Origin of the sequence: Labilibaculum filiforme, from assembly GCF_002843315.1 — a bacterium.
Lineage (GTDB): Bacteria > Bacteroidota > Bacteroidia > Bacteroidales > Marinifilaceae > Labilibaculum > Labilibaculum filiforme.
This window is the reverse complement of record NZ_MVDD01000001.1, coordinates 153,268-169,184: the sequence shown is the minus strand read 5'-3', so window position 1 is coordinate 169,184 and position 15,917 is coordinate 153,268. Positions and strand designations below refer to the sequence as shown.

The following is a 15,917-nucleotide window of genomic DNA, read 5'->3' as shown; positions in this document are numbered from 1 at the left end:
ATGATTAATACGAAAAATTTAATTAAAATTTTCAGAACCGATGAAGTGGAAACTACGGCATTAAATAATGTGAATCTGGAAATTAATACGGGAGAATTTGTTGCTATAATGGGACCATCGGGATGTGGGAAGTCAACCTTGCTCAATATCATTGGATTGCTTGATAATCCAAGTGAAGGAGAGCTGCATTTTAATGGGTTTCGGGTAGAGAAATATACCGAGCGACAAAGAACAAATTTAAGAAAAGAAAATATTGGTTTTGTTTTTCAGAGTTTTAATTTAATTGATGAGTTAACTGTTTTTGAGAACGTAGAGCTACCATTGTTGTATTTGAAAGTATCTGGAGCCGAACGAAAAAGAAGGGTGAATGAAGCATTGGAACGAATGAATATTGCTCATAGAGCAAAGCATTTTCCTCAGCAATTATCTGGAGGACAACAACAAAGGGTTGCCATAGCAAGAGCTGTAATTTCTAATCCAAAATTAATTTTAGCAGATGAGCCAACCGGTAATTTAGATTCAGCCAATGGCGAAGAGGTGATGAATTTGTTAACACAATTGAATGAGGAGGGAACCACAATTGTAATGGTAACTCACTCTCCTTCAGATGCCGATAGAAGTCATCGTATTATTCAACTTTTCGATGGTCATGTGGTAACTGAAAATATGAGGCAGAAACTTTAAAAGAGAATGTTGTATTTTCGACATGTGGTTTTTTCTTCTCTTGATTTAAGATTGAGCTTCGTACTAATTAATTGAACAGGTATGTTTAAGAATTTCTTCATTAACCTTTTTCGAAATTTTTCCAGAAACAAATTTTATACAAGTATAAATGTTGTTGGTTTGTCGGTAGGCTTAATGTGTACCATTCTGATTCTGCTATTTGTACAGGATGAATTGTCCTACGATAAATACAATGTAAATCACGAACGGATTATTCGATTAGGATCGGATTTTACCTTGGGCGGAAATAGAGATCGTATTGCTACCTCTCCCTTGCCTTTTGGGCCAACTTTTGCTGAGGAATTTCCTGAGGTAGAACAGTTTGTACGTTTTCATGCTTCGGGCAAACAACAATTTAAGTATGGCGAAAAAGAGTTTTACGAAGAACGAATTTCCTATGTTGATTCATCTGTTTTTAAGGTTTTTAGCTTTCCGTTGTTAAAAGGAAATCCTGAAAAGGCGCTTACGCAAGCTTATTCAATAGTATTGAATGAAACACTGGCAAAAAAATATTTTAATGATGAGGATCCAATGGGCAAGGTACTGCTGGTTGGCGAAAATGTACCTTACACCGTTAGTGGAGTGATGAAAGATCTCCCGTTGAATAGCCATTTCAAATTCAACGCTTTTTATTCTATGAAAAGCTTGGAGAATATTCGTGGTGCCGAAGAATTTAATAGTTTACAACCTGTTTCATTTTGGTCTTTCAGTAGTTATACTTTTTTGTTGTTGAAAGAAAATACAGAGAATGAGGCCATTCTTGAAAAGTTTCCAGCTTACTATGAGAAATACATGAGGAAACTTGGTGATCAATTGGGCGTTTCCTACAAGCTTATTATTCAGCATCTTGGTGATATTCATTTGCGCTCGCAATTGCAATGGGACGCTCCAACTGGGAATATAAAATATATCTACATTCTTAGCGCGATTGCTATTTTTATTTTATTGATAGCCAGTATAAACTATATGAATATGGCAACCGCACGATCGTCGAAACGTGCCAAAGAAGTTGGTATCCGTAAAGTGGTAGGAGCGCAAAGAGAAAATATCATTCGTCAGTTTATGATGGAGAGTATCTCCTTAACTGTATTCGCGCTGATAATAGCTTTAATATGTGTGGAGCTACTGTTGCCAGTGTTTAATCAGTTGGTGGGAAAAGATTTGGTATTGAGTGTTGTGGGTACTCCGGAGGTGATTCTCTTTAATATTATTCTGGCAGTAATCTTGGGTATTTTTTCGGGAAGTTATCCTGCCCTTTATTTGTCTTCAATTCAGCCAATTAGTATTTTAAAAGGAATAAAAGGGAACGCTAACTCTAATGGATTTTTACGAAAATTGCTTGTTATCTCCCAATTTACGGTATCGGCAATAATGATTAGCGGAACTATAATTGTTGCTTCTCAGTTTCTATATATGAATAATATGGATGTGGGGTTCGATAAAAGTAATGTTGTGGTTGCAGTGATGCGCGATTCGGTGTTACGGACCAAAATTGATGCATTCAAAATAGAGCTAAAGAAAAATCCAAATATTAAGGCGGTAGCCACTTCTAGTTCGTTGATTGGTTTTGATGGTTCAAAATCGGTTCATTTGTTCGAGAGTAAGGAAGGGATGGAGGAGTATGCATTAAATTTTAATGTAATTGATTTCGATTATATTGATTTAATGGAAATGGATATCCTGGAAGGAAGAAGTTTTAGTCAGCAAATAGCTTCAGATACCGTTAATGCCTTTATCGTTAATCAGGCAGCCGTAATTAAATTTAATTGGGGCGAAAATGCCTTAGGGAAAAAGCTTCAGTTGGGAGTAGATGTGGATGGAGTAGATGAAGGTGGAGAGGTTCAGTTGGGCGAAGTAATAGGAGTGATGCGCGATTTTAACTATCAGCCGCTTAAAGATTTAATTGAGCCAATGAACCTCATCCTCTCCGAAAATCCAAACCACAGAAGGGTTTTGCACGTGAAAATAAATTCCGAAAATAGAAAGGAGACCTTATCCTATATCGAGAAAGTTTGGAATCAATTCTGTCCCAATATGTCATTCGATTATTTCTTTTTAGAAGATCGGATGAGAGAAAATTACCAGGACGAAGAAAGGTTAACATGGATATTTTCCATCTTTTCTTTAATCAGTATATTAATTGCCTCTATGGGATTGTTTGGTTTGTCCTCATTTATGGCAGAGCAACGAACCAAAGAGTTGGGAGTGAGAAAAGTATTAGGCGCGTCGGTAGGTAAATTGGTGTATTTACTAACAGGGGAGTTTATTCGTCTGATTATAATTGCTAATATTTTGGCTATTCCAATATCCTATTGGGCTTTAAATATATGGTTGAGCGATTTTCCCTACCATATTTCCATAGGTATTTGGGTGTTTATTGTTACTATAATTGTTTCCTTAGTAATAGGACTATTTACCGTTGCATGGCAATCGTACCGAGCAGCAACATCCGATCCTATTAAAGCAATTAAATACGAATAAAACTTAAAAGTGCGATTGTTGAAAAGTGGTGCCTAATATTTTAAACCAAATGCATATTAAAATTAAAACTAAATTCCTTGAACGATAACACTTAAATGAATAAGTCAACTTATACCAATTTAATTTCAAAAGTATCTTCAAATAAAATGGAATAATTTTCTGCTGTATCAAGACAAAAAAGTAAGAGGTAGCCAAGTTAGCTTGCATCTTTTTTAACAAAGATACAGCGGAAAAGAAACATTTTATAAGATGTTTTTTGATGTTGATTTGGTATTAAAGTGAGTTATCTCTCTGTATATGAATGGGAAGATTTTAAACTTTTTGGAGCGACTAAATTTTTTAATCATTTGTTCCCAAACAATCTACGAACCTAAAAAAAACACCCAAATATTTTATTTACTTGCCGTGTAACTTTTGCTGTAAGTGTTCGTCTTAAGAACGGAAAGCACAAATAAATTAAAATCGGGAAGTATGAATTATTTAGCAAAAAATATATTTTTCCTTTTTCTCATAACTCAATCATTTTTGGGAACATTTTCTGTTTCGGCTCAATCTTACCCATGCTATTTATATGGCAGTGTCACTACAATCGATGGTGATGTGTATAAAGGTGCCATTCGTTGGGGCGATGAAGAGGTTTTTTTAACAGATTTATTTAATGCAGAAAAAGAGGAGAATCCTTACCTAAAATACCTTCCTAAGTCTCAGATTGATAAAGATCAGGAGAAATATATGAAAAAGAGAGGTTGGGATCGTTTTGAGTTTGCTTTCGACGATGAAAGAAGAAATTTAACTAGCGTTTACGATCGGAAATTTCAATGTCGCTTTGGCGATATAAAATCAATATCTGTTACTGGAAGTGAATCGGTAAGTTTAGAGCTTAAAGATGGAAAGTTTATTAATTTACGTGGAGGTTCAAATGATGTAGGAACCAAAGTTTGGGTTATTGATCAGGAATTGGGATTGTTAAAAATAGATTGGGATCGTATTGATATTGTGAATTTTGAAGCACCTATACTTAGTAATGTTGAGAATTTTGGGGAGCCTGTTTATGGCAAAATTACCACCACAAAAGGAGAGTTTACAGGTTTTATTCAATGGGATCATGATGAGCGTTTGGCAGGAGATAAATTGGATGGTCGAGGTCGCGACGGTGACTTATCCATTACTTTTGATAAAATTAAAGCCATTGAAAAAACAGAGAATGGAAGTCGAATTACTTTGCACTCCAATCGACAATTCGAATTAACAGGAGAGAATGATGTAAATAAATACAATCGAGGAATAATAGTTAGTATTCCAAAGGTTGGCCGAGTAGATTTTTCCTGGAGTCATTTTCTTTCTTTGCAGCTACTACCTCTTACCAAAAATGTTGCAGATTGCTTTTCAGAATTTAGGGTATCGGAGCGTTTGTTCGGTACATTAGTTACAAAGGATGGTAAAATATTTAAAGGAATTATTGTTTATGATTTAGATGAGGCAATGGATTCTGAGATTTTAAATGGATTAAATGATAAATTGGAATTTTCTATTCCTTTCAGAAATATTGGAAGTATTCAACCAATGGCATACAATTATTGTCTTGTTGAACTCAAAAATGGAATGAAACTATATCTTGGCGATCAATCCGATGTTTCTAATAAAAATGCAGGAGTAATTGTTTTTGAAAAGGAAGATAAGTATCAAAATTTTAGGTGGGAAGATATCGAACGTATCGATTTTATGTGAATAATACCACATTTATATACCTAATCCCATTATGATTTTTTCAATAATGGGATTTTTTTTTATTTAATTGTTATGTTTATGCTTATCAAGGTTTAAGATATTTTAAATGAAACTATCACGTAGGTAATGTGTTAAAATAAGACTTCAAAGGAATAAAATATTATGGACTAATAAATAATATGTTGAAATTTTTCGCCAAATTTGAAACTTATTTATTTTTCTCTCGTCAAAACAAAAGATTCTTTAACACTAAGAATATATGTTTCTGCCTAAGTCAATTAGGCTGTCGATTTATAGGAAAACCGATTGTTATGAAAAGAAATGGAGCAAGTCTACTACTAATACTATTTTTACAATTAATATGTTTATCTGCGGAAGCCAGTGATTTCTACTGGATTGGTGGTTCGGGTAACTTTAACGATATACAGCATTGGAGCGATCAGCCGGGAGGTAAGGTGAACCCAGGTGCTTTGTTGCCCGATAAGGATGATAATGTGTATTTCGATGAGTTCTCTTTTCCTGATGCAGGAGCAGAAGTAGTAATTACAAACGTGGCGCGTTGTTTAAACATGTATTGGGGCGATGTAAAAAACATGCCTACTCTTAAAACCGATAGTAATTCTGCACATTATCTGGTTATATACGGAGGAGTACAGTTCAATACGAAGATGGTTCTCGATTTGGATCGTCCGCTTTATTTTAGAGCTACAACTCTGGGTAACGTTATTGATTTTGGAGGAAATAATTTTAATGGAGATATTCATTTCGACAACAATGGAGGCTGGAGAATTACCAGTGATCTGAATTTGCTGGATAATACAGTCTATTTTAATCAAGGAACTTTAAGTATTGAAGCAGAATTAACCTGTGGAAATATTTTATCAGAGAATCCAGTATCCAGAGAGCTTTATTTAAATTCATCCGTAATTAATCTCCAAAAAAGCGGAGAAGTTGTTCTTTCTATTCAAACCGATAATTTAAATCTTTATCCCGGAAATTCAAAAATCATTGTGAATTCATCCAATTCTACCATCGAAACGCTTGGTAGTAAGCGGGTTGATTTTTACGATGTTTTGTTTTTAGGAGATCATGGAGCAATAGAGAGTAATGTTTTATTAACCGCTTTTAACGATGTGGTTTTTGATCTTAACGGAAGTTTAAAAGGAGAAAATGATTTTGAGAATTTAACCTTTACCTCTGGATATACTTATTCCATATTAAGTGGAACACAGAATGTAAAAACAAAATTTGAAGCGTTAGGAGAATGTTATGCTTTTATCTCTTTAGTTGGAGATGTGAGTGGAGGAACCATAAAAGCAACAACAGTTAATCTAGATTATCTGAAAGTTAAAAATATAAATGCTTTGGGTGCTGCAATTCCTTTTATTGCAAATAACTCATACAATTTAGGCGGAAACAATACAAACTGGACTTTTCTGGCTCCATCCTCAGCAGATTATACATGGGTTGGAACAGCAGGCGATGGCATGTGGGGAACACCAACTAACTGGAATTCAGGCTGTGTGCCGTCTCGAAATAATAGTGTGATAATACCAGCTACCCATGTAGTTACAATTGATATACCTGCCGAATGTAAAGGCCTTTCGATTAATGATAATTCTACTTTACAAGGAGCTGAAAATATAGAAATTTTTGGATCTCTTGCTGCAGGGAACTGCACTTGGAATGTTACTGGCGAAACTCAATTTAATGGAGATGCGACCAATACTATTGCATACAATAAAAGCTTCGTTGGCCCTATTGCATTTATTGGGGATGGAGAGTGGACGCTTACCACAGATATTACTGTTGCAAATAATTTAGAATTATTTAAGGGAACTTTGCATGTGAATGGAAAGAAGTTAAGTGTTGGAGAATTTATTTCTACGAGTGCATATCTTCGGGAATTAGATTTGACAAATTCTAAGATGGATATCACCGATGGTGTTTCCAAAGCTTGGAATGTTTCGGGTAGTAATTTTTCCATACAAAGTACCAATTCCGAAATTCGCTTAATTTCGGATGCTGCAGAATTTTATAATAATTCTTCCGATTACATTACTTACGGGAAAGTAATTTTTAATTATCCCGATGGTCAAGTGTTTTTAACCAACGAAGGAGCGGCACAACCAGCATTTGAATCATTAGAATTTAAAGGGGGTGCCAAGTTGTATGGTGATCATCAGTTTGATCAAATAATTTTTAATAAAGGAAAAGATTATTTATTCCAAGCAGGTAGCAAACAAAAAATATCTATAGCCGATGGATTAATTGCTCATGGTACTTGCTCCGATTATATTTCGTTTAAAGGAGTTGGTGGTATTGCATATTTCGACTGTGATGTTTCCTCAAGCGATCTTTATCGACTAAGAGTTGAAGATGTTAATGTAATTGGTGGTATTGGCACTTTAACCGCAAATGAATCTATTGGAATTTCCGGTTACGATGGATGGGTTTTTCCCGACGATTTAACAGGAACAACCATTTATTGGACAGGAAATGTGGATAACGATTGGTTTACAGCAGGCAACTGGGAAGGTGGATGTTTACCAAACAGAAAGGATATCGTTATTTTCGATGATGCTAAGGTATTAAAGACCTACGATGTAAACATATCCAAAAAAAGTGGATCGGCGGAATGTTTAGATATGATTTGGACAAATGCCAATTTAATGAGCTTTTCAGGAGATCAGCCAATATCTATTTTTGGAAGTTTAGATTTTTCGGGCATGGTAAATGCCAATTATTCCTTTTCAGGCGATTTTTATTTCAAATCAGAAAATGTTGCAACTATTAATGCGGGAGCAGTTGATTTGCTTAGTGATCTACTTTTTCAAGGAACACAACAGGATGATGATACTTGGAAGGCAGGAAGCTGGACTTTGCAAAGTGCATTAAAAACAGCTGGTTCTATTGTTTTAGAATATGGAGATTTGATTTCTAACGATCACAATATGGAAGCGATTAGTTTTGTTTCCAATTTTGGTGTTGATAATGTAAGAGAGTTAAGCTTGGGAGCTTCGAAATTTAGATTGGAAACATTTGAGATTTCACCCGATGGTTTTACTTTTAATGCTGGCACTTCAGAAATAATATTTACCAAAGAAGGAACTTTAATTGTTTCTAGTGGAGCAGTGCCAGTAGTTTTTTACGATGTAACTTTCGAAGATACCGAGGGGAACGCAAATGTAAATAATTATTCGAGTGATGTTTCATTTAATAACATTATAGCAAACAGTAATACCTATTTTAGCTATACTGGTTTTTCTGCCGCAAGTATTCAAATGGCTGTTGGCAAAACTTACTCGTTCGAAAGTAGTCGGACTTATGTATTAGGGAATGTAATTGCAAATGGAGCTTGCGAAGGAACTATTGATATTACTGGTTCTCGTTCCGATGCTGCAATTTTTAAAGCAAAAACAGGTGTAACCAATATAACTGTGAGTTCAGTTAATATTTTAAATGTGAATGCAGAGCCCGCAGATACATTTGTTGCGAAAGCATCTATAAACTTGGGAGGAGCAGATGGTTGGAAATTTGAAGATGAACCTTTAGGAACAAACTTGTATTGGGTAAATGGAACAGGAAACTGGGATGACCCAAATCATTGGTCAACGGTATCTGGTATTAAATCAGGTGGTTGTGTGCCAACAGCAAAAGATAATGTGTTTTTTGATGATGGTTCGTTTACAGATACAGAACAAACTGTTTATACTGGTGCAAGTGATATTCGTTGTAGAACAATGGATTGGACGGGATCTGAAGCTGCAAGACCAAATTTTGAAATGGGAGCGATCGATATTTCTGGTGTATATATATATGGATCCCTTATTTTCAATTCAGCAGTAGATATTAATTTATCGGCAATGGTTGATTTCTATTTTAGAGCAACCGAAGCACAAGTGATAAATACATTTGGATATGTATTTCCAAATATTGTTGAGTTTGATGGAGATGGTGGAGAGTGGACTTTATTGGATAACATGACCATGGAAGGAGATTGTTTTATTCGATACGGTAAATTGATAACCGATGGTTTCGATTTGGAATGTAAAAGTATTACTTCTTCTGATTTTACAGACGATATTAATTCTAGAGGTTTAGATATTCGAAATTCAAAAATAGTTATTACTGGCAAAGATGATGATTTGAATAGATCATTGTATTTGAATCTTGCTAATATTGCTGGAGATCAAGTTTTTGAATTTTTATCAGATGGTAGTGAAATTATATTTACTTCTGATGCCGAAATCGTAATTTTAAGATCAACATTAAGTACGATTAGTTTTAATAAAATAATTTTTGAAAAAGAGGGTATACTTAACGGTGGAAATGTAGGTGGAAATATTCCATACATTAGTTACATCCATTTTCAAGGAAATGGTAAAATAAAAGGAAATAATAAATTTGGAACGGTTGAATTAGGCCGAGGATTTGAGTTTGAATTTCAGAATGGAAAAAATTACGAGATGGATTTCCTTCTTGCTGAGGGAAGTTGTTTTGCTCCAATTTCTTTGCATTCCGATAAAGATAGTAAACAAACTACCATATTAGCCGCGAATAATGTGGTTGGTGATTTCTTGGAATTAAAAGATATTAAAGGAGATGGAGCTGCTGGAGCAACTTATACCGCTACCAATTCCTTCGATTTAGGGAATGTTACTGGCTGGACTATTGATGGCGCTATTGCTCCAATCGCTTTATACTGGGTTGGAAAAGGAGCAGACGATAGCTGGCACAATCACGAAAATTGGAGTCGTACTCAGGATGGTAGCGAAGAAGGTTGTGTGCCTACTTTAAACGATGACGTGTTTTTTACAGTGAACTCCTTTTTAGGAAGTAAAATAGTAGAACTAAGTGCTGCTGGGAAATGTCACAGCATGACTTGGTACGATGATATTGATCCGGATGCTGATTTTAGAGTGGATGCAAATCTACAAATTGCTGGATATATGGACTTAACCGAAACCATGTCGATGAATATGCATGGAGTTTTCGAGTTTGTTGGAGATGGATTAGCAGGAAATAAAATTGTTGATTTTGCCAATAAGTCGATGGATGGTGATGTTATCTTCGATGGCGATGGACAAACTTGGGTTTGGAATTCCAGCTTACTAACTTCTGGAGATTTATATTTGGAAAGTGGTTCTGTAAGTACAAATAAGAATGATTTTACAGTTGGAAGATTTAGTTCGCTATCATTAAGCGATCCTTATGCAGTTCGCAAGTTCGATTTAAGTGGTTCATTAGTAACCGTTACTTCCGATTTGGATAATGCATGGAATATGATTGTAAATACAGATGGAGGACTAGAATATATTACCACCGATGTTGGAATGACATTTCAAAATGGCGGAGGTATCTATTGTGAAACAGATACAGAGGTAAGTTTTGGTTTTGTTGATTTTATAAATAATGGAATTATTAAAATTGAAGGCACTGGGAAAGGTGATTTTAAATCGGTTAGATTCTTGGAGCAAGGACAGATTTATGGAGATAATACCTTCACGAATTTGGAATTTACATTGGGATACGAAAACAATATCATTGAATCAGGGAAAACAATTACCGTTATTTATGATTTGAAAATGGAAGGCGTGCGTTGTTCGTATGTTTTCTTAAGGTCAAGTACTCCAGGAAGTATGGCTTATATTAATAAACCATCTGGTTTGTTCGATAAAATTTACAATGCATCCTTAACGGATATTGCTGGATCTTCAGGTTCAGGAGGGGTTCATCCAGTTCGCTATGCATATGATGATAATGGTGGAAGTAGTACTGGTTTTACTCTATTGACTGAAGATGCAGATGGTGATGGTTTTGACGATGAAAATCCACCTTCGTTTGAAGAAAGTTTTGATCAGGCTCGTGAAGAATGGTGTAGTGATGTTGCTGTTTTAGATCATGTTAAAAACTTTCCTATTAATAGTACCACAACATTTCAATGGTATTATAGTGTGGATGGAGTAGCACCATACTCAATATTAGCTTCTGAAACAAATACAGTAATTGAAGTTTCAACATCTGGATTTTATAAGGTTGATGTGATTTATGGTGAAAATACTGTTGCTAAAGATGGTTCTTTGTGTCATATAGAATCGATTATTGAGGTTCAGTTAGGTGCCAAATCAAATGTTTCGCTAGAAATTACTGCGAATAATGTAAAGTGTTTTGGTCAAGGAAATGGACGAATTGTTGCGAAAGTTTCAAATGTTCAATATCCTGAATATAAATTTTTCTGGGAAGATGAGGATGGAATCGATTTTTCTTCTTCAACATCAACCAATAAAACAAATTGGGAAAGTACAGCTTTAAATTTAGCTCCTGGTAAATACAATATTACTGTTGCTGATGGAAAGAACTGTGAATTCGATACAGTTGTAAATATATTTGATGCTTACGAATTGTTAGTGGATAGTATCAAAACTAAAGACTTAACTTGTTTTACAATTCCTACAGGAGAGATTTTAGTTGCCGCTTCGGGAGGAACAGGAAATTTATCTTATTTCTTGGATAATATTGTGCAAGCAAGTGAAAATATGACAGGATTATATTCGGGTGATTACAAAGTACACGTATCAGATGCAAATTTGTGTGCAACTCCAGAACAGGATGTTATCGTAAATTCAAATCCTGAGATTGTAATGAATTTGAATATTAGAGATACGATTAAGTGTTATAATGATAATAACGGATCGTTTAATCCGATTATTGCAGGCGGTGTTACTGATTATTCTTACGCTTGGACCGGACCTTCTGGTTTTACGGCTACAACAGCAAATATTTCTGGTTTGGCAGGAGGAACATATGAATTAACTGTAACTGATGCCGTGAACTGTACTTCGGTTTTAAGCAAGGAACTAGCAGAACCACAGGAATTAATAGCAAATGAATTAACGATTGAGGCTGCAAATTGTAATGGCGAAAGTTCTGGTGAAATATTCGTGGAAGCAACCCAAGGAACTCCAGGATATAATTATTATTTAGATGGAGTAGAAAGTACAACAGGAATATTCTCGAATTTAGCACCTAAATCTTATGCTCTTCGAATTGTTGATGCTAATTCGTGCGTATTAGAACAGAATGTAACCGTTAGCGAACCCGGAAAAATAGGTTTCTTAATTGAAGATGTTGTGTTGCCTAGCTGTAAAAATACGAACGATGGTATTATACGAATTTCTCCTTATGGTGGTAATAGCGGGTATAAATATAGTTGGTCAGGGCCTAGAGATTATCGAGCTTATTCTCAGAATATTGAAAATATTGTTGCTGGAGATTATAGTTTGCTGATTACCGATAAAAACAATTGTTCTTCGGAAGATGAAGTCGATTTGAATTTAGGATTAACGATTCAACTAGGTTTAGTTGTAGAGCAGCATATTTTGGTTGCAGGAACTAATAATGGTATTCTGGCTATTGAAACTTTGGAAGGAACAACTCCTTATAGTTTCACCGTAACAGGACCTAACGGATATTCTTCGGTTAGCCCGAATGATTACGACGACAATAGTTTCTTAATTGAAAATTTAGCGGGAGGTGTATATACTGTTGTTGCAACAGATGCTTCGGGATGTTCTACAGTAAAAAAATCGATAATAATTAAAGAACCAGGAAGCACATTTGCATATATTGAAGAAAAACAAGCAGTTGGTTGTTCGGGAAGTCCGGTTGGGGAATTAAAAGCACATGCCACTGGTGGTGATGGAACATTTGCCTATACTTGGTCAGGACCAGCAGGTTATACTGGTTTCGGGGAAATAATTTCCGGATTAGCTGCTGGAATTTATACGCTAACAGCAACATCGGCTGGTCAATCGGCGAGCAGTACTTACGAATTAATTGCTCCCGATCCTTTACTAGCGAGTGTTGCAAATGTTAAAAATGTTAGTTGTAATAATGCTGCAAATGGAGAGATTGAATTGGATGTAGATTTTGGAGATGCAAACTACACAATTGCATGGACCAATGGAACTGGATTTTTGTCGGGAGCCAAACATATTCTGGATTTAGAGCCGGGAACATACGATTATACAGTTACTTCGGAATATGGATGTTCTGTATCTGGAAGTGAAGTAATTACAGAGCCATCTTCCTTAGCACTAACAGTTACACCATTTGATATTACTGCAGAAGGTTTGCGTGATGGAGTAATCACAGCAAGTGTTACAGGAGGAACTACTCCTTATATTTTCTTGATATCAGGACCGAATGGATATTCTTACGCTGAATCTTCAAATTTTTCAGGAAGCATTTCGGTGAATGGTTTGGAAATGGGGGTTTATGAGGTGGTTGTTTTAGATGCGAATGAATGTAGAACTGAAGATTCGAAAAAGATTCATGAACCAGAAAAACTATTACTTTTCACGACTAAGATTACAGATGTTACTTGCCCTGGTGGAAACAACGGTGCAATTGATGTGGATATTTTAGGAGAAAGTGATCCTGCAAATGTAAGCTACTCGTGGACTGGTGATAACTATTTTAGAAGTACAGATAAAAATGTGTCTGGATTAAAAGCTGGTAGTTATATTGTTACTGTATACGATACTGCTGGTGATCCAGGATACGAAAGTCAGAGTTTGCAGGTTGTGGTTAATGAACCCGATAAGTTAGTCGCTGAATTTTGGAAGGAAGACATTTCTTGTCCGGGAATGAAAGATGGTTATATAAATATACATCCACAAGGGGGAACGCCAAGTTATACCTATTTATGGGGAGGACCAGGAGTGACGCCAACTAGTGAAGATCAGCAGGGACTGGAAGAAGGAACCTATACCGTACAGATAACAGATGCAAATAGTTGTAAATCAGAAATAACACCAATTAGTATTGTTGAGCCAAAGCAGGTTTTAGTAACGGTTGCTGGTTTTTCTGAACCATCCTGTTATGGTTTGGAAGATGGTTGGATAAAGCTTAATATTTCGGAAGGTACTGGGCCATATGTAATTAATTGGGATAATTATGGTAGTATCACCAAAGATATATTTGATATAGAAGCGGGTGATTATTCATTTGTTGTTGTTGATAATAATGGATGTGAGACTTCGGATAGTAAGTTATTGAACCAGCCGGATACTTTAATTGCAGAAATTAATGTCTTCCATGGTCCAAATTGTTTTGGTGAAAAATCTGGAAGTGCTACAGTGGATATTTCAGGAGGAACTCCAAATTATCTAATCGAATGGTCGAATGGACAGGAAACGGATATAGCTTCTGATCTAGCTATTGGTACTTATGATGTTAAGGTAATTGATGAGCATGGTTGTTCGGATGTTGCCAGTGTGGAGCTAGTTCAGCCAGACGATTTGGTTATCAAAGTGGAGGCAAGTCGTCCAACAACAATTGATGCTAATGATGGTTCCATTCGAATTGATGTGACCGGAGGAGTTCTTGATTACACCTTAAATTGGGAGGATCAGGATTTGAATCTTTATTCGGGATCAAGCATTGAGGATTTAGGAAGAGGAACTTACCATTTAATAGGATATGATTATAATAAGTGTCCGATAGACTCAACAATTGTACTTGAATATTTATATGAGAATAGAATAAAAATACCAAAGGCATTTACACCGAATAATGATAGTTATAATGATTATTGGGAATTAGAGAGAATCGAGTTTGTACAAAACCTTAAGATTGTAATTTACGATCGATGGGGAAAAACAGTTTATAAATTTAGTGGAACAGGTAATCAGTACCGAGGCGACCCATGGACAGGTGCCGATGGAAGTACTAATTTACCAATAGGTTCGTACTATTATGCTGTAGAACTAGATGATGAAAAACCAATACTGGGAACTGTTACAATTCTCCGTTAATTAATATTATTAAACCTGACCCTTAGAATCTAATGAGAATAACAATAATTCTAGGAGTGCTACTATTTGTATTCACTCAAGGAAAAGCTCAACAATTACCACTGTACAGTCAATATGTCGAGAATGGATTTTTACTAAATCCAGCAATGGCAGGAAGTCGAATGTATTCACCTTTGCGTTTAAGTTTACGGCAACAGTGGTCGGGGGTAGAAGGGGCTCCTGAAACGCAAGCCTTGAGTTTTAATAAAAATATGAGTAACAAATGTATTACCTGTAATGTGAAAGGGAATCCGTTATCGCGGCGAAATAAGACAAGTGGGGTTGGTTTGGGAGCATATTTTTTTAACGATAAGGCAGGAGAAGTTGCAAGAACAGGGATTGAGTTTTCATATGCTTATCATTTACAACTTTCGAAAAGTACATTGGGACAAACAGGAACAAAGCTTTCCTTTGGATTAGGTGGTGTTTTTTACCAGTTTAAGTTCGATAAAAGGTACATACCAGTTAATGATCCAAAAGCTGGTCCTGACGAAGTATCCTACGTTCCTGATGCTAATTTTGGGGTTTACTTATACAACGATGATTATTTTGTAGGAGCATCCGCTGCGCATTTGTTTGAGTCTTCGGTTAAAATGGGAGACGATAACATCGATGATAATATCATGATGCGTCACTTTTATGCAACTGCGGGTTATACTTTTCATTTAAAAGATTTGGTTGATTTGGAGCCTTCGGTGATTGTTCGTAAAACCATGGATTCGGATATTTATTACGATGTGTCGATGAAATTGTATATTAATCATTTTTGGATGGCTGCTTCCTACAGAACAAACGATCAGATTGTTGGTATGGTTGGTGTAAATTATAACCAATATTACATAGGATATTCGTACGATCATTATACAAACAATTTAATTGCTGATAGTAGTGATGGAACGCATGAAATTACCTTAGGAATTAATTTCGATATCCCGAATAAGATGAAACGGGAAAGCAGGTTGAGAGAAAGAAGAGCTGCTGATCGTAATTTTAGTAAAACTAAAACTTCGCGATATAAGAGAAATAGCAAAAGCTATATTTTCTTTTAATAAATTTTAGAAAAATTTGAATCCGGTATTTTTACATAAAATACCGGATTTTTTATATCTTCAAGTTCGATTTTAA

5 protein-coding genes are annotated in these 15,917 nt (G+C 35.5%); all 5 read left to right on the top strand.

Annotation, left to right across the window (positions count from 1 at the left end):
• The 5 genes from BZG02_RS00670 (at position 1) to BZG02_RS00650 (ending at position 15,841) form a co-directional block, all read left to right on the top strand.
• Positions 1 to 684 (top strand): ABC transporter ATP-binding protein, encoded by a 684-nt coding sequence (locus BZG02_RS00670; protein ID WP_101259485.1) that lies wholly within the window; start codon positions 1 to 3, stop codon positions 682 to 684.
• Positions 685 to 765: 81 nt separating this feature from the next.
• Positions 766 to 3,204 (top strand): ABC transporter permease, encoded by a 2,439-nt coding sequence (locus tag BZG02_RS00665; RefSeq protein ID WP_101259484.1) that lies wholly within the window; start codon positions 766 to 768, stop codon positions 3,202 to 3,204.
• A 471-nt stretch (positions 3,205 to 3,675) separates the two neighbouring features.
• The gene (locus BZG02_RS00660) at positions 3,676 to 4,932 is read left to right on the top strand and encodes a hypothetical protein (RefSeq protein ID WP_101259483.1); all 1,257 of its coding nucleotides are present in this window, start codon (positions 3,676 to 3,678) and stop codon (positions 4,930 to 4,932) included.
• Between the two features lie 311 nt (positions 4,933 to 5,243).
• Positions 5,244 to 14,753 carry a T9SS type B sorting domain-containing protein gene (locus BZG02_RS00655; RefSeq protein WP_180335584.1) on the top strand — a complete coding sequence of 3,170 codons (9,510 nt, stop codon included), beginning with the start codon at positions 5,244 to 5,246 and terminating at the stop codon, positions 14,751 to 14,753.
• 32 nt (positions 14,754 to 14,785) lie between these two features.
• Positions 14,786 to 15,841, top strand: coding sequence for a PorP/SprF family type IX secretion system membrane protein (locus tag BZG02_RS00650; RefSeq protein ID WP_101259481.1), 1,056 nt, complete (start codon positions 14,786 to 14,788; stop codon positions 15,839 to 15,841).
• The last annotated feature ends 76 nt before the right edge of the window (positions 15,842 to 15,917 follow it).